23 protein-coding genes, 1 pseudogene and 1 other annotated feature are annotated in these 24,855 nt (G+C 36.8%); of the genes and pseudogenes, 7 read left to right on the top strand and 17 right to left on the bottom strand.

Annotation, left to right across the window (positions count from 1 at the left end; all coding sequences use genetic code 11):
* Positions 1-1,118 precede the first annotated feature (1,118 nt).
* Positions 1,119-1,694, top strand: a complete 576-nt coding sequence (locus D1839_RS07910) for a CBO0543 family protein (protein ID WP_120379363.1) — start codon at positions 1,119-1,121, stop codon at positions 1,692-1,694.
* A gap of 486 nt (positions 1,695-2,180) precedes the next feature.
* Here the strand turns inward: D1839_RS07910 and D1839_RS07905 are convergent, their stop codons facing one another.
* Positions 2,181-4,358, bottom strand: a complete 2,178-nt coding sequence (locus D1839_RS07905) for a malate synthase G (protein ID WP_120379362.1) — start codon at positions 4,356-4,358, stop codon at positions 2,181-2,183.
* A gap of 149 nt (positions 4,359-4,507) precedes the next feature.
* On the opposite strand from D1839_RS07905, the gene D1839_RS07900 reads away from it, so the two are divergent.
* From D1839_RS07900 to D1839_RS07880, 4 genes are all read left to right on the top strand, one after another.
* Positions 4,508-5,392 (top strand): LysR family transcriptional regulator, encoded by an 885-nt coding sequence (locus D1839_RS07900; protein WP_120379361.1) that lies wholly within the window; start codon positions 4,508-4,510, stop codon positions 5,390-5,392.
* 281 nt (positions 5,393-5,673) lie between these two features.
* Entirely contained in the window at positions 5,674-5,892 is a 219-nt protein-coding gene (locus D1839_RS07895) for a YuzF family protein (protein ID WP_120379360.1), read from the top strand.
* Positions 5,893-5,906: 14 nt separating this feature from the next.
* Positions 5,907-6,803, top strand: coding sequence for a manganese catalase family protein (locus D1839_RS07890; protein WP_120379359.1), 897 nt, complete (start codon positions 5,907-5,909; stop codon positions 6,801-6,803).
* 443 nt (positions 6,804-7,246) lie between these two features.
* Entirely contained in the window at positions 7,247-7,423 is a 177-nt protein-coding gene (locus tag D1839_RS07880; protein WP_199690024.1) for a hypothetical protein, read from the top strand.
* A gap of 366 nt (positions 7,424-7,789) precedes the next feature.
* Here the strand turns inward: D1839_RS07880 and D1839_RS07875 are convergent, their stop codons facing one another.
* From D1839_RS07875 to D1839_RS07840, 9 genes are all read right to left on the bottom strand, one after another.
* Positions 7,790-8,107, bottom strand: coding sequence for a MazG nucleotide pyrophosphohydrolase domain-containing protein (locus D1839_RS07875; protein WP_120379358.1), 318 nt, complete (start codon positions 8,105-8,107; stop codon positions 7,790-7,792).
* Between the two features lie 82 nt (positions 8,108-8,189).
* The gene (locus D1839_RS07870; RefSeq protein ID WP_120379357.1) at positions 8,190-8,390 is read right to left on the bottom strand and encodes a DUF4177 domain-containing protein; all 201 of its coding nucleotides are present in this window, start codon (positions 8,388-8,390) and stop codon (positions 8,190-8,192) included.
* 308 nt (positions 8,391-8,698) lie between these two features.
* Positions 8,699-9,058 carry a DUF6176 family protein gene (locus D1839_RS07865; RefSeq protein WP_286164752.1) on the bottom strand — a complete coding sequence of 120 codons (360 nt, stop codon included), beginning with the start codon at positions 9,056-9,058 and terminating at the stop codon, positions 8,699-8,701.
* Positions 9,059-9,500: 442 nt separating this feature from the next.
* Entirely contained in the window at positions 9,501-9,647 is a 147-nt protein-coding gene (locus tag D1839_RS21315) for a VanZ family protein (protein WP_199690023.1), read from the bottom strand.
* A complete protein-coding gene (locus D1839_RS07860) occupies positions 9,640-9,987 on the bottom strand; it encodes a VanZ family protein (RefSeq protein ID WP_199690022.1) in 348 nt (115 codons plus the stop codon). The genes D1839_RS21315 and D1839_RS07860 overlap by 8 nt, the downstream gene beginning before the upstream one ends.
* Positions 9,988-10,006: 19 nt before the next feature.
* Positions 10,007-10,777 carry a VanZ family protein gene (locus D1839_RS07855; RefSeq protein ID WP_158589621.1) on the bottom strand — a complete coding sequence of 257 codons (771 nt, stop codon included), beginning with the start codon at positions 10,775-10,777 and terminating at the stop codon, positions 10,007-10,009.
* Positions 10,738-11,100: a PadR family transcriptional regulator gene (locus D1839_RS07850; protein ID WP_120379355.1), complete on the bottom strand. Its 363-nt coding sequence runs from the start codon at positions 11,098-11,100 to the stop codon at positions 10,738-10,740. The genes D1839_RS07855 and D1839_RS07850 overlap by 40 nt, the downstream gene beginning before the upstream one ends.
* Positions 11,101-11,785: 685 nt before the next feature.
* Complete coding sequence (gene tyrS / locus D1839_RS07845; protein WP_120379354.1) at positions 11,786-13,042, bottom strand: tyrosine--tRNA ligase; 1,257 nt, start codon at positions 13,040-13,042, stop codon at positions 11,786-11,788.
* A gap of 74 nt (positions 13,043-13,116) precedes the next feature.
* Positions 13,117-13,343: a binding site (T-box leader), on the bottom strand.
* A gap of 442 nt (positions 13,344-13,785) precedes the next feature.
* The gene (locus D1839_RS07840) at positions 13,786-14,436 is read right to left on the bottom strand and encodes an SDR family oxidoreductase (protein WP_199690021.1); all 651 of its coding nucleotides are present in this window, start codon (positions 14,434-14,436) and stop codon (positions 13,786-13,788) included.
* Positions 14,437-14,637: 201 nt separating this feature from the next.
* Between D1839_RS07840 and D1839_RS07835 the strand changes: the two genes are divergently transcribed.
* Positions 14,638-15,144, top strand: a complete 507-nt coding sequence (locus D1839_RS07835) for a hypothetical protein (protein ID WP_120379352.1) — start codon at positions 14,638-14,640, stop codon at positions 15,142-15,144.
* A gap of 578 nt (positions 15,145-15,722) precedes the next feature.
* Here D1839_RS07835 and D1839_RS07830 read toward each other — a convergent pair.
* From D1839_RS07830 to D1839_RS07820, 3 genes are all read right to left on the bottom strand, one after another.
* A complete protein-coding gene (locus D1839_RS07830; RefSeq protein ID WP_120379351.1) occupies positions 15,723-15,956 on the bottom strand; it encodes a helix-turn-helix domain-containing protein in 234 nt (77 codons plus the stop codon).
* A 9-nt stretch (positions 15,957-15,965) separates the two neighbouring features.
* Positions 15,966-16,472: a DUF2975 domain-containing protein gene (locus D1839_RS07825; RefSeq protein WP_286164751.1), complete on the bottom strand. Its 507-nt coding sequence runs from the start codon at positions 16,470-16,472 to the stop codon at positions 15,966-15,968.
* Between the two features lie 700 nt (positions 16,473-17,172).
* Positions 17,173-18,147: a tRNA dihydrouridine synthase gene (locus D1839_RS07820; RefSeq protein ID WP_120379350.1), complete on the bottom strand. Its 975-nt coding sequence runs from the start codon at positions 18,145-18,147 to the stop codon at positions 17,173-17,175.
* A 741-nt stretch (positions 18,148-18,888) separates the two neighbouring features.
* Here D1839_RS07820 and D1839_RS20335 point away from each other — a divergent pair.
* Complete coding sequence (locus D1839_RS20335) at positions 18,889-19,656, top strand: DUF2599 domain-containing protein (protein WP_199690020.1); 768 nt, start codon at positions 18,889-18,891, stop codon at positions 19,654-19,656.
* 373 nt (positions 19,657-20,029) lie between these two features.
* On the opposite strand, the pseudogene D1839_RS07810 reads toward D1839_RS20335, so the two are convergent.
* The 4 genes and pseudogenes from D1839_RS07810 to D1839_RS07795 form a co-directional block, all read right to left on the bottom strand.
* Positions 20,030-21,338: pseudogene (locus tag D1839_RS07810) on the bottom strand (FtsK/SpoIIIE domain-containing protein).
* Between the two features lie 82 nt (positions 21,339-21,420).
* Positions 21,421-21,588, bottom strand: coding sequence for a hypothetical protein (locus D1839_RS07805; RefSeq protein ID WP_286164749.1), 168 nt, complete (start codon positions 21,586-21,588; stop codon positions 21,421-21,423).
* Between the two features lie 230 nt (positions 21,589-21,818).
* On the bottom strand, positions 21,819-23,201 hold the full coding sequence (gene rlmD, locus D1839_RS07800) for a 23S rRNA (uracil(1939)-C(5))-methyltransferase RlmD (RefSeq protein WP_120379349.1): 1,383 nt from the start codon (positions 23,199-23,201) through the stop codon (positions 21,819-21,821).
* A gap of 660 nt (positions 23,202-23,861) precedes the next feature.
* Entirely contained in the window at positions 23,862-24,764 is a 903-nt protein-coding gene (locus tag D1839_RS07795; RefSeq protein WP_120379348.1) for a diacylglycerol kinase, read from the bottom strand.
* Between the last annotated feature and the right edge of the window lie 91 nt (positions 24,765-24,855).

Below are 24,855 nucleotides of genomic sequence, written 5' to 3'. Positions count from 1 at the left end.
CAAACCTGAAGGGAGCAAAACATGCCAAATAGAGGTTTGTCCATTAAAGGGAATAGTAGTTTTGCCTTCCAGATTACTTGCACGTCGTTAATCTTTTCATTTGTCATCACAATAGGCATAGAAAGCAAAATCAGGATATTACGCCATTGTCCAAGCAAACTCGCTTTCTGTTATACGGATGGTAAATCCATTTGCCCACTTATATGATGTTGTTTGATAGCAACCATTAAAGTATGTTTTACTTCAGCTTCCTTAAAGAAGCTTACCGTTATTAAATCTTATATAATACATCAGCATTTTCTGGAAGGATATTATTTTTCCCTCTAACTTGATTTATCTCAACCACGTGATCGTTCAATCGACCTATTTCTTCACGTAATTGCTTGTTTTCTTCTGAACAAAGGCGCAGGACGCCCGTTTAGCAACGCGCGAATGGAATGAATCATCTGAGATAAATAACCATGCTCCTGCAACAGGAGTATGTCCACATATGAACGGCAAGTCAGTTTTTAAACAACTTAACCACAAACCAATGATGACTATCGTAGGGCAATGGAGTGAAGTCGCCTAGTTGCTGGGTGCTTAAGCCGGACGTGGTTATTCCGTTAATTCCGTATCCCCAAAGTAACCATTTTTACGCTTTCTTATCTTTCCAAGAAAATCCACTTATTGATCTTGCGTTGTAAACCCGACAAATATAGAAGTAGGGTGAGTAGGATGGTTCATATCAAAAACCACAGCATTTCACAACTCCGTATGATAAAAATAATAACGTAATAAAATGAAAAAAGCTTCGCAAAAGGTATGAAACCATTGTAAAAAAACCATGACATGGGAATGCCATAGATATAACCTCAAATGATGCAGATGTGCTTATACTTTTTTAATTTATTCAATTCATCTTTTTCTTATACTGGATCAAGCTTTGAAATATGGTCTGTTACCAAATAAACCGATGATTTTCCACTTTCGACATATTTTCCTCCGCTAAATTAACATTTCCTCAATTTAGCATAATTACTGCAATGACTAATTCAATAAAATTTTATACATAATAAACCCCATTAAGAGCATAATAACTTCCATAAATAAATACGCTTTAAAAGGAGTATTCTGGAATGACAGTAAGAGAAGGTTTAGAGCAAACCGAAAGAGCCTCATTAATATTAATAGAAGTCAATCAAATGATTACAGATGCCTTGTTACATGCTTTTTTATTCACATGGCAGTGGTGGTTAGGAGTTATTTTATTCATCCTTCCTTGGACACTATGGATTCTATTTAGAAATAAAAATAGTACTGGACGTTTATTAGGTTGTGCCTTCCTAACCATTGCACTATCTTTACTGATCGACCTTATATCCTTATCTTACGGTTTATGGTCCTATCCGATGAAATTTTCACCCGTATCTCCTATTCTTTTTCTTCCTTATCACTTGGCACTAGCCCCTGTTGCTATTATGTTTGTCCTCCAAATTAAGCCTAAAGCAAATCCACTGTTAAAAGGAAGCATTTTTGCAGCGATTGCTGCGTTCGGCGGGATGAATGGTTTCAATGCCCTTGATTTTTATAATCCAAAAAATTGGTCAATCTTTTATGATTTTTTTATTTTCTTGTTCTTGTTTTTTAGTTCCTATTGGTTATTTCATATGCAAGGATACGAAAAAATTGTTACGGAGGAAAAAGTTCATTAATCTATAAAAGATATGTCACACTGTTGTGTGATAATATAATTCGAAAACCCTTCGTTTCTAGTCAGCGTTTCTCTTAGTGATGAACCGATGAGGTCTTATCGGAGGGTTTCTAAAGTCGCATCGTTGCTGGGCTCATGAGTCGGATGCGACTATTCGGTTATTTCGTTATCCACAAACACCTCATTTTATACTTTCCCATCTTTTAACAAAGGCTAAAAATTGTAACTTACATGAAAAAGTAAATCGCTTTTTCAGTTTACAATGGCTTTTTAAAACAGCTTTCCTTGTCTTGTTGCAACCCCTTTGTGATCAACATCTTGTCGCCCCGAGCCAATTGGGTATTTAGATACGCTGGTTAGATTTTCATTGTACACGCAGAGAAAGGAAAGGCTCCGCAAAAACCTTTCCTTTTTGCATGTAACATAAATAATAAGCTAGAGAGCCAACAAATGCAAAACAGCATTTACATAGTATGATGACTCATTTTCACCAAATTTTCTGACCTTCTTCCTTTGCTTCGAGACGACGTCGATGAAGAATGGGTTCTGTATAACCATTAGGTTGCTCTTTTCCTTTAAACACTAGGTTGCAAGCAGCTTGAAAAGCAATGGAAGCCTCAAAGTCTACAGCCATTGGTTGATAATTTACATCTCCTTCATTTTGCTTATCGACCATTCGCGCCATTCTTTTTAATGCATCCATCATTTGTTCTTCACTGCAAATACCATGGTAGAGCCAATTAGCTAACATTTGGCTAGAAATTCGTAATGTTGCCCTATCTTCCATTAAGCCAATATGATTTATGTCTGGAACTTTAGAACAACCTATTCCTTGATCCACCCAACGTACGACATAGCCGAGCAATGTTTGACAGCTATTATCCAATTCATTTTGGATTTCCTCTTTTGTCCAATTTGTTTCCTTAGCAAGAGGTACTTGTAGCATAGCTGCTTTATAGCTTTGTTTATCTTTTATGAGTTGTTGCTGCACTTCTTCCACATTTACTTCATGATAGTGTAAAGCGTGTAGTGTAGCTGCAGTTGGCGATGGAACCCAAGCTGTATTCCCTCCTGCTTGCAGATGACCGATTTTTTGCTTGAGCATATCCGCCATTAAATCAGGCATCGCCCACATCCCTTTACCTATTTGTGCTTTTCCTTGTAATCCTACTGTCAGACCTACTTGAACATTATTTTTTTCGTATGCTTCTAGCCAAGCGGACGTTTTCATGTCCCCTTTACGAATCATTGGCCCTGCTTCCATAGACGTATGAATTTCATCACCTGTTCGGTCAAGGAATCCGGTGTTTATAAATACAATTCGTTCTTTAACTTGATAAATACAGTTTTTTAAATTTAGCGAAGTTCTTCGTTCTTCATCCATAACCCCAATTTTAAGTGTATTTCGTTCTAAATCAAGCATATCTTCAATTTGGTTAAACAACTCATTTGCAAAGGCAACTTCTTTTGAACCATGCATTTTTGGCTTCACAATATAAATAGAACCTGTTTGGGAATTTCGATAGCGCCCATTTCCTAATAAATCGTGTCTAGCCATTAACGAAGTAAAGACTCCATCCATAATCCCCTCGGGAATTTCTTCACCTTGTTTAGTAAGGATCACATTGGTTGTCATTAAATGACCAACATTTCGTACAAACATAAGTACTCTACCAGGAAGCGTGAACGTTTCCTTTTGCGGACTTGTATAAGTGCGATCCGCATGCAAGGTTCGCTTTATTTCTTTCCCGTCTTTTTTAAAAGAAGTAGACAAATTCCCTTTGTTCAACCCTAGCCAATTACGATACACAAGGGTTTTATCATCTGCATCTACCGCAGCAACCGAATCTTCACAATCCATAATGGTTGTTGTGGCAGCTTCCAGTACAATATCTTTTATTCCAGCAGCATCTGTTTTTCCAATCGGATGAGAATGGTCGACTTGAATTTCTACATGTAAGCCGTTATGGACAAGTAAAATAGCACTTGGAGCTTCGGGATCTCCTTGGTAGCCTGCAAATTGAACCGCTTCCAGCAATTCTGTTGTTTCCCTATTCTTTAATTCTATACTCAATTTATCATCGGTCACAAAATAACGAACTGCGTCTTCATGGGAGCCCATTTGCAATGGAAAATGCTGATTAAGAAAGTTTTTCCCATAAGCAATTACTTGTAGACCGCGTATTGGATTATAACTCGTACCCTTTTCAGCCCCATCCTCTTCACTTATCACATCTGAACCGTAAAGCGCGTCATAAAGAGAGCCCCATCTAGCATTGGCAGCGTTCAGCGCGTAGCGAGCATTATCAATAGGAACAACAAGCTGTGGCCCTGCTTGCCTGGTTATTGTGTCATCTACATCTTTTGTAGAAATTGTAAAATCCTCTACTTCTGACTCTAAATAGCCAATCTCCTGTAAAAATGATGTATATGCTGAAGTATCATGCAAATCATGCGTTTTATACCACTCATTTATTTTTTGTTGCAACTTTTCCCGTTCCAACAATAGGGCTTTGTTTTTAGGCACTAAATCAGCAACAAGCTGATCTAAATCTCGCCAGAACTTTTCCTGATCCAACCCTGTATCCGGCAAAGCTTCTTTGTTTACAAAATCATACAGCTGCTCCGCAATCTGTAAGTTTCCTTTGGTTACATAACTTGTCAACGCCGTTCCCCTCTTTCTCTTGTTTATTTCATTGTAATTGCAAAAAACAAAAAATTGAAATATCTGTTTTGCATACATACTATTCCTTTTAGCTATCGTATTTAGTATAATAATGAAAAATGGGAATCTATTTAATGGGAGGATGGATAGTGGACGTTCGTCAGGTTGAATATTTTGTTGCTGTTGCTAATAAGCAAAACTTTACAAAAGCAGCCTCCATGCTGCATATATCACAGCCCTCTTTAAGTAAAGCGATTAAAAACTTAGAAACACAGCTTGGAGTAACTTTGTTTTATCGTGGGGGAAAACAAATTGAGTTGACTGATGCTGGGGAAGCATTTCTAAGTAATGCCAAACCATTTATGGAGGCATATGATAATTTAACTACTGAACTTTATGATGTTGTGCAATTAAAAAAAGGACAAATAAAAATTGGCATTCCCCCGATTATTGGTGCCACCTTTTTTTCTAAATTAATTAGCAAGTACAAAGCTGCACACTCTTCTTTTCATATTGAATTAAATGAAGTCGGGAGTAATTTAATTCAATATGGGGTTAAAGAAGGCGAACTCGATGTAGGATTAATTTGCAATCTTCCTGTTGAAAAACATCATTTTTCCACGATTCAGCTTTTAAAAGATCCTTTAATGGTTGTTGTTCAAGCTGGACATCCACTAGGCGCTAAAAAATTTGTTGAACTATCTGAGTTAAAGAATGAAAATTTCGTTTTATATCAGCAAGATTTTTCCTTGCATGATCGAATTGTCGAAGCTTGCAGACATTGCGGATTTGAACCAAACGCAGTATGTAAAAGTTCACAACGGGACTTTATGATTGAAATGGTCGAAGCAAAATTAGGTATTGCGTTATTACCAAGTAAAATCTGCCAACAACTCCTTCATCATGACGTTGCTACCGTTCCATTTAAAGACCCTACCATGCATCTTGAGTTGGCTCTCATATGGAAAAAAAATAAATATTTACCATATGCCGTGCGGGAATTTATAGCTATGGCGAAAGAATTTACTAGTTAAAAACCCAAAACAAGAGGCGGGAGAAAACTGTTTCTTGTTTTGGGTCTATTGTCATTATTAATGGAAATAGCGAAAAATGATTGGTTCAGAATCACTGACATATTATTCCTACTATTTACTCTCTTTACAATAAGATCATCCTAATCGTGAAATGATTCCCCTTTATTCTCGAGCTTGGTTAAAAACGAACGACCTAGCTGATTTTCTGCTTGTCCCAAGAATAACCTACCTTATAATGTCATAGCTTAGTTGTAGTGATGCTTTTTAAGGAGGAGAAAAAAATGAATGCACAGACGCCAGCATTTACGAGTGCTTTTGATCCCTATGTTTACCAAACATTACAATCGATCGTCGGATCAATGCTTAGTGTACAAACCACCCAAGGAACTGTTACAGGAAGTCTAAAAACCGTTATGCCAGATCATATTGTAATGGAATCAGGTGGTTCTTCGTTCTACATTCGTACGCAACAAATTGTTTGGGTCATTCCTAAAAGCTAAAAAGGAGGCTTACCATGTTTAAGCGTGAAAACCGCATGTTAATTGAATTACCTATACCCGAACACGGAGATCCCAATGCAGCAGCGGCAGTTCAAGAGTTATTAGGTGGGAAATTCGGGGAAATGTCGACATTGAATAACTATATGTTTCAATCCTTTAATTTCCGACAAAAGGATAAGCTCAAACCATTTTACGACCTCGTTGCCAGTATAACAGCTGAAGAATTCGGGCACGTGGAACTTGTTTCAAACACCATAAATCTACTCTCAAGAGGAAACACCTTTTATACAGGAGACCCAGATGTGACTCCATTACGAACAGGGAAAGATAGTCGAAATACTTATCAATTCATCGCTACGGCACAAACAGCACTTGCAGGTGATTCCATGGGTCGCGCTTGGACAGGAGATAATGTCTTCAGCAGTGGCAACCTCGTGCTTGATTTATTGCATAATTTCTTTCTTGAAATTGGGGCTCGTACACATAAAATGCGTGTATATGAAATGACGGAGCATGAAACAGCAAGAGAAATGATTGGATATTTACTAGTCCGCGGTGGTACTCATATTTTGGCCTATGCCAAAGCTCTAGAAATCGCTACAGGTGTTGAAGTGAAAAAACTGATTCCAGTCCCTGATCTCTCTAATACCAAATTTGATCATGCACGAAAATTTGAGGAGCAAGGCTTAGCAAATGTATTATACACATGGAACGACGTCGGAGATTATGTAGACATTCGGCAAATTTGGAAAGGAGAAAATCCAGAAAATGGGGGAAAACTGATCGTGAAGGAAGGAGCACCAAAGGGAGCACCAATTCCAAATCTAGATGATCTTCCAGAAGAATTTGCACCGGGAATTGATCGGAATGATTATCAAAAAATCGCTAAACGACTGTTGGAAAATATGTAGACTTAAAAAGGCAATTATATAACAACCCTACTAATCCGCGAGCGTGAAATTTTTCTCACCGATTAACATGATTCCAATTAGCTACATGTTAGCAAATAAAGCCTTTCATCCAGCTGCTATATGTGGCACAACATGAAAAATGATGATTTCATGTATACTAAGTAAATGAATACTTCGTACCAGTTTGGGATAATTGGCAATCAGAATTTGGGTATTTAATTTGCTCTGTAATTAGGAACTTCTATATCGCTTTTTCATTTCCTTATCTCATTCTTGGAAGCTGGCGATAAAGGCTACGCTTGTAGTTCAGGTATGGCAGCCATCCAATTGGAGCTGTCCCTTTTCCAGGCTGGTGATGAATTGATCGTTTCTGAAGAATATATACGGAGGGACGTATCGTTTGCTGCAACACTATGCAAATGCGTATCAGTTCCATATAATCTATGATTCTTTTACCAATTATAGCAGAGTATTACGTACTTAGTGAAGATAGCTACCAAATAGAGTTACTTGCCAATTTAGATAAGCTACCAGCAACAGGTGCAGTCATTTGTAATATTGCTCCAAAAGCAAAAAACGCTTCCGGATTTTCGGTTCGTTCGTTTGCTATTTTACCTTAATTTGTAAAGATGAAAGTGTTCATAATGGATGATTTTTGTGTATGCAAACCACGCTTACAAACATGGTCAAAGATCGCAGCCATATTTAAGAGATTATGAGCTTTGGTTATTTTTAAAAAGTTTAATACAACAGCAGCCCCTCATCTTCTTACCTGAGGTTAGAGGGTGAGGGGCTTTCATACATTTTGGACAATACTTTTCTAAACTCGTGATTCTAAAAAGAAAAGCTTTGAATGGAGGTTTTTAGAATGGGAGCTTCCCATAGCGTATGTGATGAAACGATTCGGGAAAATAAAAGCTTTAAGCGGGAGCTGACAAAAAGAAAAAGCGGTTCAGGCATTAAAGCATTAACTGCCTTTCCAATATTTATTCTGAATAGCGCTCTGCCAGCTTGCTTTTATGTAATTGAAACACTTCTTTCAAAGAAATGTCGTATTTATTGGCAATGACAATGACATTGCCTAGTACATCTCCAAGTTCTTCGGTTAACGCTTGTTTATTTTCTTCAAAAGTACTTTCCGCTTCATCTGGTCGGTTTCTCCCTATTTCAAGAGCTCTTATTGCTCTAGCTACTTCACCTGTTTCTTCAGCTAAAAAGCCTATCCGAATGAAAATATCTAAATCCGACCATCCTCTGGTTTTATAATACTGCTTTACCCACTGCTGAAATTCAGTTACATCCATTTTTACCCACCTTCTTGTCTAGCTACAAGTTTTAATGACCTTCAAAATCTATTTTGATAAACTAGCTCCAAGGGAAAACAGGCTAATCTACTTTTCGTTTAAACACAATTTGATTGAAGTTCACACTAATCCTACCACTAGAGCCCTCTCCAACTTGAGGAATAATATTTACTAATTCCCAGCCTTGCTTACCATACTCATTTAATTTGTCCTCGAGTTCTTCTCGATCGGCAGAGGTAATCCCTAATGTCCAAGTTTCTACTGCATATTCCCATGTTTGCATAAACAACACTCCTTTTATTTGCGTTCGCGTTCAAGCGTCGATATCAAAGAAAGTTATCTCCTTTTGTCTATGACACCTAAATGCATTATCGTCAGCCTAAATATGTAATTCCTTTACATAGTAGATTGAATATAAAAAACATCAAGTGGTTATTTAAAATTTGTAGTCTCATGCCAAATATAAAAGGTTCAGTTACAAATATTGGTTTTCACGCGTCACCATTATTGCTATGAACCAAACCCTTAGTTACGTTTATCCATCAAGTCCATTCTCTCTACCAAGCAAGTCCGATTTACTTTCAGCTTATTTTACTTGTTAAAAGCTTCCATGGCTTGTCTCAGCTTTTCAGGTATCATCACAACTTCTGTACTAAGATCTATGGGCCTAAAATTAGGATCTATGCATTCATGCCAATATTGCAAGTGTTTTTTGTCTATCCAGTTTTCGGATTCTTCTACATCTTGTCCGCCTTGTCCCTGTACAGAGTACCAATATAGATACTCATTTCCATTAAGCGTTTCTCTAAAAATGGTTTCAACGTACATTTTTTCATCTGCTAATGTAATTAGGACATCCTTCATATGCTCATTTAGAAATGATAACCATTCATCTACAACCTTGGATTTTCCTTCTTTCACTTTAAATCTTGTTAGTTCTACTTGTATCACTTGCAAACCTCCATCTTTCTAATATGATCTATTTCTATATTAGCTACTGAATTGATCGTAGCATAAACTACTAATTTAGAAAACAGCAAGTTTTACATCTAATAATTTCGGTTAAGTTTGCTCATGGTTCACAACATATAGACTAACTAATTGCTGGACAATTGCAATTTTAATCAACAAGCAGGTAAATGGAATTTTATCTCTTTTACGTTTCACGTCCGTATATTAATTTATGTGTACATATGTTAAAAATATTTAGGTTCTTTAATCTACCGATATGTTCCTTTTCAAGTTTGGATTCTAACAGCACTTGAAGTCATGCGCTAAAATTATACTTACTTTATATTTTTATACTTCGATAAGGATTGTACGATAACCAGTTTTTCTATGCTGCAAATTAGCTTTTCAAAGGCAAAATTCTTTAAATAGAATTATTGCTTGGCTAAACTGCTCTGTTCTTGGCTTGCCTATATAGTATCTTAAATAGTTTAATAGGCAAATAACCAAGCACTCCTCCAAGTGTATTCAACAGCATATCATCTACGTCAAAGCTTCCAAATTTAAAAATGAATTGCAGCAGTTCAAACATTAAACTTAAGCATAGCGTTGCAAGCATGACTTTGGTTATCTTTTTGAAATCTTTTCGATATCAATGGAAGGAGTAAACCATACGGAACAAATCCAATCACATTACCTACTATATTTTGAACACGTATAGTAAAATTAATATTTTCTGCTAAAAACAAATAATAGAAGATCGTTTTAAACGGGATAAAATTATGCTCATTCCAAAAAGGTCTTTCATAACTAAATGTAAAATGACTGATAATTTCAGAAAGAGGGAGATACTTAAACAAGATAAGCTTAGAAAGAACGAGTAAATAAAAGCACATCCCTGCAATTAAGCCTGCTTTTATTATTTTTCTCATATTTTTTCTCACTTTCTCTTTATAAATTTTCTGTTGTGGAGGGGATAGATGATATTTCATTTTTAATACGCTGTAAAAATACGAAACACCAAAAACCTATACTGCTGCCAATGGTGTTTAAAATAATATCATCTATATCAAACTGCCCAACTTGTACAATCAGCTGTAAGAGTTCAATGGATAAGCTAGCTATCGCTACAAACACCAGCATTTTCGAGAATACTCTATACTTTTTAAATAATAGCGGCAGAAATAATCCTAAAGGCAAAAACAGCAGCACATTCCCGATCGTATTATGAAGAATAACGGATAAATTATAGGAGTCAGACTCCAGCATATAATGCAGCGTTGTCTTAAAAGGGATAAAATTGGCATTTAGATGAATATATGCGAAATCAAATATCCCCTTGTAATTTTTTGGAACAGCCACATAATGATTCAAAAAAACACCCTGCTTAGAAGTGAACGCTAAATTAATAATTCTCTCCAAGAGCAACTTAAACAATATAATAAAGGCATACAAACCAAAGAGAACGCTTGTCATTATTTTCAAGACTTTATATAAGGGGGATAAAGACGTTTGTAAGCCAGTTGCTATGTGATCTTGCTCACCAAAACTTTCTAATGCTTTATTCACAGCCGCTTCGTTTGTAAACCCTGCTTCTTTATATTCTTGTATCAACAAATTTAGATGATCTTCTACTTCATCGATGATGTCTTTTTTTTCTTCTTTACCACAATGTAACTGACTTACAAGCTTATGAATGTAAGCTTCGACTTTTGGCTCCAACTCCATTCCTCCGAACATACTTTAATTAAATGGCTGATTTGATTCCATTCTTGTAATTTTTTATCTAACTCGCTCTGCCCTTCCTGCGTCATTTGATAATATTTCCGTCTGCCTCCATTTTCAGAGTTTCCCCAGTAGGATTGAAGCCAGCCTTTCTTTTCTAATCGCTTTAAAGCAGGATACAACGTTCCCTCACTCATGCTATAAAGTTCATTACTGTTTTTCTTTAACGCCTTGACCATCTCGTAACCATACATATCACGATGACGTAAGAGCGATAAAAGTAAAATATCAATGCTCCCTTTCATGATCTCTTTATCCATACTCACACCCCTTTTCATATAATATTCAAATACAATGTAACACATAGTACATCGCTTTACAAGGTAATAGGGAATATTATTTGCACAGTTTTGTTTTTTAATTCAAATAACAGTAGTTAGTGGAGAAAAACGGATGGACAGAAAACACTAGACTATACTGACGGCTATATTTCACCTCCAACTACACAAGCCGACAGTTCACATATTTATTTAGATTTTAGTGAAAAAGTGAACAAAAGAAAGTCACAGACAGGGATATAGAAGAGAAATGAATACGACATAGCTTTAAAAAAACAAGTGAGGATTCCAAACACGGATAAAAACATGAAGTCGCCTAGTTGCTGGACGATGGACTCGGACGTGGTTAGTCGGTTATTTCGTTATCCAGAAGCACCTCATTTTATCGTTCCCTATACAGATTATATAGAAACATCCTCCCTAGAATCTTATTAGATTTAGGGAAGATGTTTGCTCTTCAACTATTTATAAAGTAATACTTTAATACGTACAAATTCCCTTTAACTCCTACTTAGCGTTCCGTATAGCTAGGGGATGGACTAAATTTAAACAATCAAGCATTTCGGTGATGTTATTTCCCATTTAAAGTGTTTGTATTCATTTTTCACTTTTGAAAAGGTTTATAGCACCTTCCATGTGAAATGAACTTTCATCCACGCATGTTGAATTAACTTAATTTCACTAAGCTGTAATTTTTCTTCCCTTTACGAATAATAATAAATCTTCCATCAAATGAGTTGTCCGCTGTTACATCCATATTAACATCATTTACTCGTTCGCCATTCATGGAAATAGCCCCGTTGTTAATATCTTCTCTTGCCTGACGTTTAGATGGCTCAATACCTAAATCAACTAACCATTCCACGATATTTTTGGTTTCCTTTTTAGCTTGAAAAGTAGGCATCTCTTTAAAGCCTTGTTCAATTTCATCTGCTGTTAGTGATTTAATATCCCCGCTAAATAGTGCTTTCGTAATTTTTAACGCTTGATTCAAAGCATTCTCGCCATGAACAAATTTAGTCATTTCTTTTGCCAGCACTTTTTGTGCTTCACGTTTGTGAGGTTCTGTTTTTACTTTAACTTCTAATTGATCAATCTCATCTTTAGTTAAAAACGTAAAGAATTTTAAATATTTTATAACATCTTTATCATCTGTATTAACCCAAAACTGGTAAAATTCATATGGCGTCGTTTGTTCTGCATCTAACCAAATTGCCCCACCTGCAGTTTTACCAAATTTTGTACCATCTGCTTTTAATAATAGTGGAATGGTTAATCCAAATGCTTTCGCTTGCTGCCCTTCTTTTTTACGTATTAAGTCTAATCCACTTGTAATATTTCCCCACTGATCGCTACCACCAATTTGTAATTGTACATTTTCTTCTCTAAATAAATGAAGAAAATCAATAGATTGTAAAATTTGGTAAGAGAACTCAGTGAATGATATACCACTATCCAATCGACTTGCTACAATATCTTTTGCCAACATACTATTAACACTAAAATTTTTACCGTAGTCACGTAAGAAGTCTAAAATACTTAAGTTATGTGTCCATTCGTAGTTATTAACTATTTTAACTTCGCTATTGTCAGCAAAGAATAACTTCTTCATTTGCGCTGTTAACTTATCGACATTATTCTGTACTTGCTCTAATGTTTGTAATTGACGTTCCGTTTGCCGTCCACTTGGGTCACCGATTGTACCCGTTGCTCCTCCAATTAAAATAATTGGCTGATGACCATGTAATTGAAAACGTTTCATCATGATAAACGGAATTAAGTGACCAATATGCATACTGTCACCAGTAGGGTCAACACCGCAGTACAAGGAAATCTTTTTCTCTTCGATTAATTCGCGTAATCCTTCAGCATCTGTTTGTTGGTTTATGGCTCCTCGCCATTCTAACTCATCGATAAGATTCATGCTTTCCGACTCCTTTTATTGTAGTTCCTATATAAGCTTGGAAAAAATAAAAAACGCCCTATGTCTAATATAGACATAGGGACGATTCTAACCGTGTTACCACCCAAATTGTATTAATAGCAAGTTATTTTATATCTATTAATACCTCTCTCAGCAATCATATCGTTTGCTAATCCGCTTAGCATTACCTAAGATACTCCAGAGTGTAATTCACAAGTTTGTTTGTACTAGGTCGCATCAACCCCTAGCTTTCTAAATGAACAGTGACAACCTCGCTACTAGGCTCCTTCAACGTATTTCTAATATAATGTTAAGGATATTATAGTGAATAAAAATTTACTTGTCAACCAGTTTTAATTTTGCATCAACCTATTTTCCTTTAGGTTAAATAATTCATCCCCACAAATGTAAGTGTTATCATTCGAAGGAATACACTACCAATAAGTTAGATGAAAAAAACATCTGACATTTTCAAAGAAAATGTTGATCGCCGGAAGTGTGATATACAAAAGTTTTTTCTTTTTAAAGGTTATTTTCAAAAACCCCTCCTAATTGAAAGTTCACTTTATATGACCTTAATGTATCTGTCCAACTAGGTGTAACCTATTCAATTAGGCCTCTTTGTATCTCCTTGATCTTTCGAAACAAGGTTATTACGGCATCAAGTTTTAGGATAAAAGCATGGAATATAATAAAGTGACCCTTAATCAGTAGGTACGATCCTTTACTGATTGAGAGTTCACTTATAACTTGTATAATGCTTGTTTAATTTCTGATTTACCTGCAACGATTTGAAATTCTTTCCCAATGGTTGTATCGTTTTCTAAGCAACCATAAATAACACCAGCTACGTCTTCGCGTGGAATTTCTCCTCGTTCCACTTTCGTTGCAGCATTCACTTTTCCAGTTCCTGGTTGGTTCGTTAATAATCCTGGATGAACGATCGTGTAGTCTAAATCAGTGCTTCTTAGCCACTCATCTGCATAATGTTTTGCGACTACATATGGGGCAAAAGAAGAAGAGGCTGCTTGGATGGCTTCCCTGCTTGTGTCAAAAGAGCTCACCATCACAAAACGTTTCACACCAGCGGCTTTCGTTGCTTCAATTGTTTTTACCGCACCATCTAAGTCCACCATTAATGTCTTGTCTTTGCCTGTCTTCGGACCTGATCCTGCTGTAAACACAACAGCATCCACACCTTCAGCCGAATTTGTAATCTCTTCTATCTCGTCTTCCAAATCAACGACAACCGTCTCTGCACCTAAATCTTTAAAATATGGTGCTTGCTCTTGTTTACGAATCATCGCTCTTGCCATATGCTTTCCGCTATCTTGAATTTGTTTCACGAGATGTTTTCCAACTTGTCCATTTGCTCCTACAACAAGAATTTTCAATGCAATCACCCTTTCTTTCTTATTGTTCGTGCTTAATTCCATCGTAAATACATTTTGTATATATGTCCACCAATCTGATTAGTGGCATAATCCCTTGAAATCAGCAAAAGATTGCAACTCATATTATAGTATAGTTAGATGGAATTAATGACGGCTCCAAAATACCGGTAAAATCTGCAATTCAGGAAAAAGAGGGATATGATGAAGAAAGGCATTCTATTTTTGGTTATTGTTTCATTCATTGTATTGTTATTTAGCACTAATCTAGTGAAAGAAGCAGAACCTGAGCTTAGTGAAGATGAACGCTTAAGTAAAGTGATGGATAATGCTTGGGATAATTATGATATGTTCGCATCGGTTGTAGACGACGAAAACTCTGAAGTTTTCTTTGATATAGATCAGATAGATCAACATAAATTTATAGCGAACATGGAAAACAAGCTGAAGGAGTATGATCTCTCAGATAAATATTCCATTAGTATAAAGCGAAGTAATGCGAAAGAGTTAGAGTTACAACAATTTAAAGAGGACATGAAGTCCTATGTTTCTGACTATATACAAGAAAATGGCTATGAAGGTGTTGAATTTGAAGCCAACTATGAGGGCAAAAAACCTCGCTTCACATTCTATGTAGCGGAAGATGCCAATGTCTCCAAAGAAGAGTTAGAAAAAGAAATACACTCATTGCTGCAATTCAAGGGCAAATAAGTAGTAGTGAACAAAGGCGCAAAGCGCCCGTTTAGCAACATAGCGCCTGGAGCAAAGCAACTAAAGTTTTAGGAGTCATGCCACTAAAAACAGGGGTGTGCCCACGCCTGAGCGGCAAGCCCGTTTTTAGTCGGCCCTCCTCTTTGTAACGAACCGATGATGACTTATTGTAGGGCGTCGCCTAGTTGCTGGGCGCTTAAGCCGGACGTGGTTATTCCGTTATATCGGTATCCCAATGCAACAATTTTTATACTTTCTTATCTCCTTAAAAAGGTAGTCAATTGTTGATATACCCCTCCTAGGTGGACAGATTAAAAAATAAAATCTGTTGTACGTAAAGCAAGAGTTTTCTGTGTCCAACACGTTTAATTCTAGTCACTAAACGATGAAGTGTTAATATCTTAAAAAAGTCAATTATTCAATTGAAGAGTTATGCTAATGTATGACATCAAAAATGATTAAAACGGCCACATCCCTGTAGCCGCTTATAATCTTCCCCTGTCTACTGGGATGAGGGCCAGTTCATGCAATAGTCTAGCTTCCTCACATTTTATTACTTTCATTCGATTATTCTTACTTCATTTAGACTCTCCGTTTTCCCTATCTCCCTCAGCTTTATATTCTAAAATATCACCTGGTTGACAGTCCAAAGCTTTACATATTGCTTCCAACGTAGAAAAACGAATTGCTTTTGCCTTACCATTTTTTAAAATAGACAGATTAGCCATAGTAATACCTACTTTTTCAGACAGCTCCGTCACACTCATTTTCCTTTTTGCTAACATGACATCAATGTGCACTATAATCGCCATGGACTCACCTCAGACGGTCAACTCATTTTCTAATCTCATGATTAGTGCATTTTTAAAAAGCGACTGTAGAACAGCACTAAACAACATAATAACTATAGAAGAAAAGAGAATAACCAGCCCCATAATCGCTATACTAGGATGTAAAGCATTTTGCGTTAAAAGAAAAATCATTCCCATAATATACAATATACTAATCATACTTGCACAGTACTTGATACGAACTAATGTATATACTGCTAAATAAGAAAACGCCTTACCGTTCTCAATAAGATGTAACATCCTTAACCCCTGATATAACGCATAAAAAAATGGACCTGTGGTCAAATATAAACCTAATAATACTGGATATCTTAAATAAGCAAACTCCGGATACATTTCTGCTAAACTCTTTGCCAATGAGGGCAATGCAAATATACATAAGCTTAATACGACAATGCCAATGGCAAAGATAGCTGCCTTCAGAACCGTTACGGATCCCCGTTTCATAACAGCACCTCGCTTTTCATCATTAACCATAGTATACCTTTTCTTTTATTGATTATCAATAAATATTTTCCTCTTTTAAATATGCATTTTTCGCAGTATATCTAATCAACTATTTAGTGAGGAAAATAATGGTACACAAGCCCTTCCTTAAACAATAAAATGAATGGATTACATTTCCAAATGAACTTCCGTTGGATATGTAGAAGTCAAGAAAGAACAAAAGCGCAAAGCGCCCGTTTAGCAACGTAGCGACTGGAGCGAAGCAACTAAAGTTTTAGGAATCATGGTGAGGCACGAACCAATGATGACTTATCGTAAGGCGATGGAGTGAAGTCGCCTAGTTGCTGGGCGCTGGAGCCGGACGTGACTATTCCGTTATATCGGTATTCCAATGCCAAAATTTTTATACTTTCTTATCTCCTGAAAAAAGAAAAGTATTAGCTTTCTGTCATTTCAGCTTAGAAGAAGTAATATTTCATTTATTACTCGGCAAAGAACAGGGGGGTACCACTAGATCCACACTTTTGCATTTATTAATTATTATTAAAAAAGGTACAAAAGCCTCATCCCCCCTTCTAAAATGGGGATGAGGCTTTTGTTTTCCTGCAACGGAGCCGATTGTAGTATACCTTGCTCATACTTTATTTATAAGTAACTCATGTTTAGGGGCGATGCACAACATTAGTTTAACGCCCACTTGATATGCTTCCTTCTCGTGCTCATCGCTCCATCAACACGAACCACCATTACTATACTCAAAGTTATCCAGCAATATGCGTACTTCGTCTGTTGATTCTGTGCTCATCAATTGATTTCTTAGTTCACTCGCTCCTCGAAAATCACGGACATATATCTTAAAAAAGCGACGAAGTGGTCTGAATGGACGTGGTTCTATTTTTGAATGCTTATCATGAAGGTCTAAATGCAATCGTAAGAGATCAAGCAATTCCTTACTACTATGATCTTTTGGCTCCTTTTCAAAGGCAAATGGATTTTTAAAAATACCACGCCCAATCATAATCCCATCCACACCATATTGATGAGCAAGTTCCATACCCGTTTGCCTGTCCGGAATATCCCCATTAATCGTCAAAAGCGTATCTGGTGCTACCTGGTCACGAAGAGTCTTAATTTCTGGGATCAGTTCCCAATGGGCATCTACTTTACTCATTTCTTTTTTTGTACGCAAATGAATGGAAAGATTTACGATGTCTTGTTTCAATAAGTGAGTCAACCAGTCATGCCATTCATCTACATGAGTATAACCAAGCCTTGTCTTCACACTTACAGGCAATCCCCCTGCTTTTGCAGCTTGTATTAGATCTGCTGCAACTTCAGGGCGTCGGATAAGCCCACATCCCTTTCCATTTGCTGCAACATTATGGACAGGACAGCCCATATTGATATCCAGTCCCTTAAACCCCTGTTTCGCCATACCAATACTCATTTGTCGAAAGTATTCTGGTTTATCTCCCCATATGTGAGCTACAATTGGTTGTTCATCTTCGGTAAAAGTCAAACGTCCACGTACACTCAACTTCCCCTCTGGGTGACAATAGCTCTCCGAATTTGTAAACTCTGTAAAAAACACATCTGGTCTTCCTGCTTCACTAACTACATGGCGAAAAACAACATCCGTCACATCTTCCATTGGCGCCAGCACAAAAAACGGCTTTGGTAAATCACGCCAAAAATTATCTATCATATATAAACTCAAATCCTTTCATCATGGGACCACGAATCAAAATCTTGTTCCAAAATATGAACAAAGGCGCAGAGCGCCCGTTTAGCAACGTAGCGACTGGAACGAAGCAACTAAAGCTTTAGGAATCATGCTCCTGCAACAGGAGTATGCCGACGCCTGAGCGGCAAGCCCGTTTTTAGTCGGCCTACCTTTTAACCTCGAACCGATGATGACTTATCGTAGGGCAATGGAGTGAAGTCGCCTAGTTGCTGGGCGCTTAAGCCAGACGTAGCTATTCCGTTATATCCGTATCCCAAAGCCAAAATTGTTATACTTTCTTATCTATTAAAAAAATCACTTCTTTTACACTTATACCATGCTTTATCGCTTTTTATCAAACTATAGTAAACCTTGATCATTATACACTTTAATAATAACAAACAAAAGTGAAAAGAAGATCGATTATAAGAAGTGATCTGAGGCATGAGAGACAAATTCCACAAGTTTACTACATATATTGTTAACAATTAAGGTCCATAATAACTCTAACCATTGACTCTCTGAATAAAAATCTCATAGTCTTTTTAAAGTTAAGTTTTATGGGACAAGACCACATGCAATTATTGCTAGAGTTTGCGTACCTATATATCCTTTCATACCAGTAAACATTAGCACAAGAGAATATATATAAATCAGAAAAATATTTATTATTTTAAAATTGTGTTAGTATATAATTATTGTTATAATTTGAGGAGGATAAGAATGACAAAAAATAATAGTTTATTAATCTGCATTTTATCAGTCTTAATTTTAACCACTTTATTTTTACCAAGTAGTCCCACCCAAGCTCAAAATATTAATGTTTTAAATTATTTTAAAGAACCAATTTCAGAAAATTTAACTACAACTGCTAGAAATATACAAAGTAATGAGATCAAAGAAACAATTACTCTTATAAATAATACTCAAGGTAACAATAAAAAATTATCTTTTATAATTCCCTTCACCCCTACGAATGGAGAATACATTATAATTAATAAGGATAATGAGGGAAATCAAGTAAACTCAGCTAATGTATACAATGCTAATGGAGACTCTATTGGAATTATCTCGTTTGAAAATAAAAAAAATATGGATTTATCTATAGTGAATGGACATTTAAAAATACAGGTTAGTTCTCAAGAGAAAATGATAGATATAAATTATTTAATAGCTTCGTATACCTATGAAGATTATTTTAATTCAAGTAATTGGATTGTTAGGGACAATATAACTTCCTTAAGTATCCATCCTAAACCATTACTATGGGATTCAGGAATTTTAGAATGGTCATCCATACGTAATGATAGTTGGGCTAAACTTCTCAATAAACATATTAATGATAGCGAGTTTAGTAATCAAAATGGAATGAAAGATCAATATTATTGTCATTACGATTTTGCGAAGGGAAACAAAATCCCGTGGAATATAGAACCAAGTAGACCAGATGTCGGATATATAGAAACTGTTATCAAAGCATGCAATCCCTAATATACAATAATGGTAAAACATAAGTGTCAGTTCAGGAGTTTGCGTCCGGCTTCCTTCAGCCACTACCTCACGATAGCCACCTTGCCTTTCGCTAACAGTTCCTACTGCCAAGCCTGTAGTGGACTTTCGCCACCAAGTTTCCGCCCATGCAGGGCGCACAACTAAAAAAAGATGTCAACTAAAGATTAAAAGCTGACATCTTCTTCATATGCTCCAAACCGTTGTGCCATCAGGTGTTATTGGTCTTTGGAACAGTTTCTTATTGTTTTTCTACCCCCCTGTTAGAAATGGGGGGTTAAGGCGTGGCTGTCGCCACGCAGGCTTAGCCCAGCACGTCGGCTTTCGCTTCGCACGCCGCCGCACTGGGCAGCCTTTATCGAGCTAGTTTAGCAATTTCATTTAAAAAGTCATGTTCTTTCGGGACAAGTGGTGTATAAAATTCTGAAATGACATTATCTCCTTTATCAACATACCCTCGTCCTTTGATCTGTTTTAAGAAAAATTCTTTTTGTACGTCCGATCCGAACATTATGCCATACCCATGTTCACTCATACGACCTAAAGCAACCCGAAAATTAAACTGATCTCGAATGCCGTCTCCAAGGTATTTTGCGTCTGGTCGTTGACAGGCAAGAATAAGAAAGAAGCCTGCTTGTCGTCCTAGCATAACAATCTGTTTTAGTTTGGTTAACACTGCTGTATTTTCCTTGGAAACAAGCATTTCCATAAATGCCACGTACTCGTCAAAAACTAAAAAATGAGGAGATAAGCCTAAATAAGCATAGTTTTCTCCTGTTTTATAGTTAGGCATTTGTTTCATTTCTTCACTACGAGCCATCATATCTTCTTTTTTATAATACACATCAGGCATAAATGTGGCTAAATCCGCTAAATCGGCATTTTTTTGGATCTAGGATATACAATTTTGCATCTGTTTTTAATAGCGCTTCAATCAGTGTGAGAATAAAGTACGTCTTTCCGCCGCCAGTTCCGCCAGCGATCAACATATGTGGGAGGCTATCATATTCCCAATACATCGAATCCATGAGCTTTAAGCTACCATTTTGTGCAACCACTTCATCAATGGAAATACGACTATTAATTGTGTCATAGAGCAAGATATATTTCACAAAGGAATCATGTAACTCTTTCGATACCAATTCACAGTACAAACCACTTTCCAGTTTATTTTCGAGGTTTAGTAACTGTTCTTGATATTTTCCCAATGTGATTTCTGTTTGAATATGAAGCAATCCTTTTTCCAGCCGATAATACATTTTAGGAAAATGACTAATTTTATCTTTTGCTTTTCCATTTGGTATGTCTTCAAAGAAGCTACTTGATTGTACTTGTTTCATTTCATACCAACCGTTTTCTATAATCATTTTGGCGAGTTTTTGACGGTGAATAACTTGCCTGATACGATCATACCGATAGCGATAATAAACAAAAGTATAACAAGCTACCATCACTAAACTAATCACCAATGAAATCAACCCATATCTACTGATAAAGTGTGCTTGAAATAAATCAAGCTGCCACGTTGTAGAATGTAAAAATGACAGATGAAAAGGGATAAAAGAAGCGAGCCATACACCAACGAGTCCAAAGAATACAAATTGAAAAACGAGGGACACATCACTCGCTCGAATTCGTTTCCCTCGTTTTCTAAAGACTTTCACTATTTTTCCTTACTAGGGGTAGACTTTGGAATGTTACTAGTTTATATTGTCGCTTTTCCCTTTAAGACCAGATCATCTGCCTTTATATACCAATCAACATCTGGAGCATGTTAGGGAAATGGTGTTTTGTAATAGATACAGGTGCTTTCTCTATCTCACTTGCCCATGTCGGACTAATTCCGTAACGAGAACCAGATAGAGGAAATACCCCGATTCCATCAAATAAACTTCCCAATGTTAGTCCAGTCATATTTCACCTCTACTCTTCATTTTAGGCATAAAAAAAAGACGCTCATTTTAATTGAACGTCTAAATTTTATAGTATCTATTAAGTTAAAGTTTATAATTCTGTTGTGTTCCCACACACCAGTTCAATTCCTACTGAAACCCCAATATGGTTTTTCATCACTTTTTTACGCCCATTTTCACCATTTGGTACAAAGTGTGCATGCTTGTAAAACGTTGTGAAACTAAGAATTTCTACATAATTTTCCGTTGTATCAACGCTATAGCCTCCACATGATTCGTCTGCGGAAACATGTCAACTGGTTGCACTTCCTTCGTTTCATAGCCGCCTTCATCTAATATTTTTAAGTCTCGAGCTAGTGTAGACGGGTTGCAGGAAACATACACAATTCGTTTCGGTTCCATCTCGATCATTGCTTGCAGAAAGTCTCCGTCACATCCTTTTCGTGGCGGATCAACAATAATTACGTCAGGATGCAACCCCTGTGCCTTCCACCATGGCATAACTTTCTCAGCTTCACCTACAACGAATTCAACATTGGTAATTCCGTTCAGTTTGGCATTTCTTTTTGCATCGCTAATTGCTTCTGGAACAACCTCTATGCCGTAAACCTTTTTCGCCTGCTGCGCTAAAAATAGTGAAATCGTACCAATGCCACAATATGCATCAATAACTACATCCGATGAATGAAGCTTTGCATATTCCAAAGCTTTTTCATATAGCACTTTTGTTTGTGGTGGATTGACTTGATAAAACGACTTAGCAGAAATAGCAAACCGAATGTCGCCAATCGTATCGTAAATATAGTCATCTCCCCAAATAACTTTCGTCTTTTTACCTAAAATGACATTCGTTTTTTCCTTATTCACATTGTGAACAATCGATTTAATATGAGGATAGGTTTCCGTCAATGCTTGAATCAGCTTATCCTGTTCTGGAAGTTTATCCGTTCGAGTTACGAGAACAACCATCGTATCCTGTGTTTCACTACCGGTACGTACCATGATATGGCGCAACGCCCCGCGATGATGGGATTCATCATAAGCAGTGATTCCTAATTGGTTGGCAATCCGCCGAACTGCTTCTACCATACGATCATTAACTTCATCCTGAATGATACATGTATCCATATCTTCAATGATCCGATGACTGCGCTTTTGGTAAAAACCAGTAATCAACTTGCCATTCTTTTCACCAACCGGGATTTGCACTTTATTACGATAACGCCATGGATCCGTCATACCAATTGTAGGATGAACTGGAACATGGCTCATATGGGCAATTTTTCGCATCACGTTTTTTACTTGGTTTCGCTTCATATCCAGCTGCAGTTCATAACTCATATGCTGTAATTGGCATCCCCCACATTTATAATACACATCACAAGGTGGTGCTACTCGATCTGGACTTGCTTGCTTTACTTCCATAAGCTTCCCAAAGCCAAAATTTTTATTTACTTTTATAACTTTAACGAGAGCTTGTTCGCCTGGCAATCCATACGGTACAAATAGAGGGTAGCCATTTACTTTAGCAACTCCATTCCCTTCGTGGGTCAAATCTTCAAATGTGAGCATCAAGATCTCATTCTTTTTTACTGGTACTGCTTTTTTTGCCATGATTCTCTTCCTTTATACGCTAGTTTGTGTTCCTATCTTATCATAGAAATGAATGGTTACATAATGAATTCATGCACTTGGAAATATGTAACCATGTTATGTTATCTTAATTTACCTATTCAGCTTATCCGCGTTCCCAACGAACAACAAACTAAGCGTGGCAATGGGTCCTATAAACAAAGGCAATTAAAAACCAATTGAAAGCTTTCTATTCTTCCCTTGCACTAACCCAGCATTAATTAACGCTAATGTTCCCCATCCGACATAAAATTCTCCATTCAAAAACAATACCTCCTATCAAAAACTTCTTCTATTATTCATAAGCTTAGCAGACTTTTCACCTTTTGGAAGTGAGTTTTAAAAACCGATAGTAAGGACTCGTTAACGTTTTATTTATGGATAAAACAGTAAAATCGCTGAAGTTCACTTGATATCGACGGAGTTCACCATTTTTTCGCCGAAGTTCGCAATTAACAAGCTTTACAAATATGCATAAAAACAAGATAATCCTTCCATTACCAGCAGTCAGTTTCAGTCGACTCGCTCAGCAAAACAGCGCAAAAAGCCTTTTTAACATGCAAAAAGACTGCCTTAATGATGTGCACCACAAAAGTTAGATGTATCATCTAAGTTTTGGGTGCAGTTCATACATGCAGTCCGTTAATTCTTTTCGATAAATTCAGCTGGAACGAAGAATTCAATATGCTGCTGTAAATTTGCAAATTCTCCTGGGAGCAGTCCACCGTATTCACCGTCAATATTTAATTGCATTTTCTCATCTGGCGTCACTTTAACATGCTTCGCCTTATCATAGATGACGTGTCGATCCTCTAAATGTGCTCCGCGTAGTGCTAATGTCGCAATTCGGATAAATTCTGCCAAATTTGTTTTGCGCAAGATGATTAAATCAAAGTAACCGTCCTGCATATCCGCTTCCGGAGCGAGTTTTTCAAAACCTCCAACTGAATTCGTATTGGAGATGAGAAAAAGCATAATATCTTCATCAATGACATTGCCATCATATTCAATTTTTGCTCTTGTCGGCTTTAAAGAAGGGAGCATCTCAATCCCCTTCATATAATAAGCTAACTGTCCTAGCATCGTCTTTAGCTTGCTTGGCACTTCGTATGTCAGTTCAGTGAGTTTACCTCCACCAGCAATGTTCATGAAATAGTGATCATTCACTTTTCCAATATCTAAACACATCGATTTTCCTTCCGTAATTACATCAACCGCTTTTTGAATATCACGTGGAATATGTAAGGCTCTGGCAAAATCGTTCGTCGTCCCTACTGGTATAATACCAAGCTTTGGACGACTCTCCTGCTCAGCTATCCCATTAATAACTTCATTAATTGTTCCATCTCCACCAGCAGCAATAACAAGGTCATGACCCCTTTCAACAGCCAATTTTGCAGCTTGGATCGCGTCTCCCTCACAAGTTGTTGCGTGAGCAGATGTTTCATAACCAGCTACTTCAAGCTTTTCTAATACAGCTGGCAATTCTTTTTTAAAAGCTTCTCTACCAGACGTAGGATTATAAATAATACGCGCTTTATTCATTGCTTTCCCTCCGCATTGCACCAAGTATGCAGGACCATAATTTTTAAAAATTGCAAACATATAATGATATTTAAAAAGTATGTAACTAAAT

The organism is Roseburia sp. 1XD42-34, assembly GCF_009917385.1.
GTDB lineage: Bacteria > Bacillota > Bacilli > Bacillales > Amphibacillaceae > Virgibacillus.
This window is presented reverse-complemented; position numbering and strand designations above follow the sequence as displayed.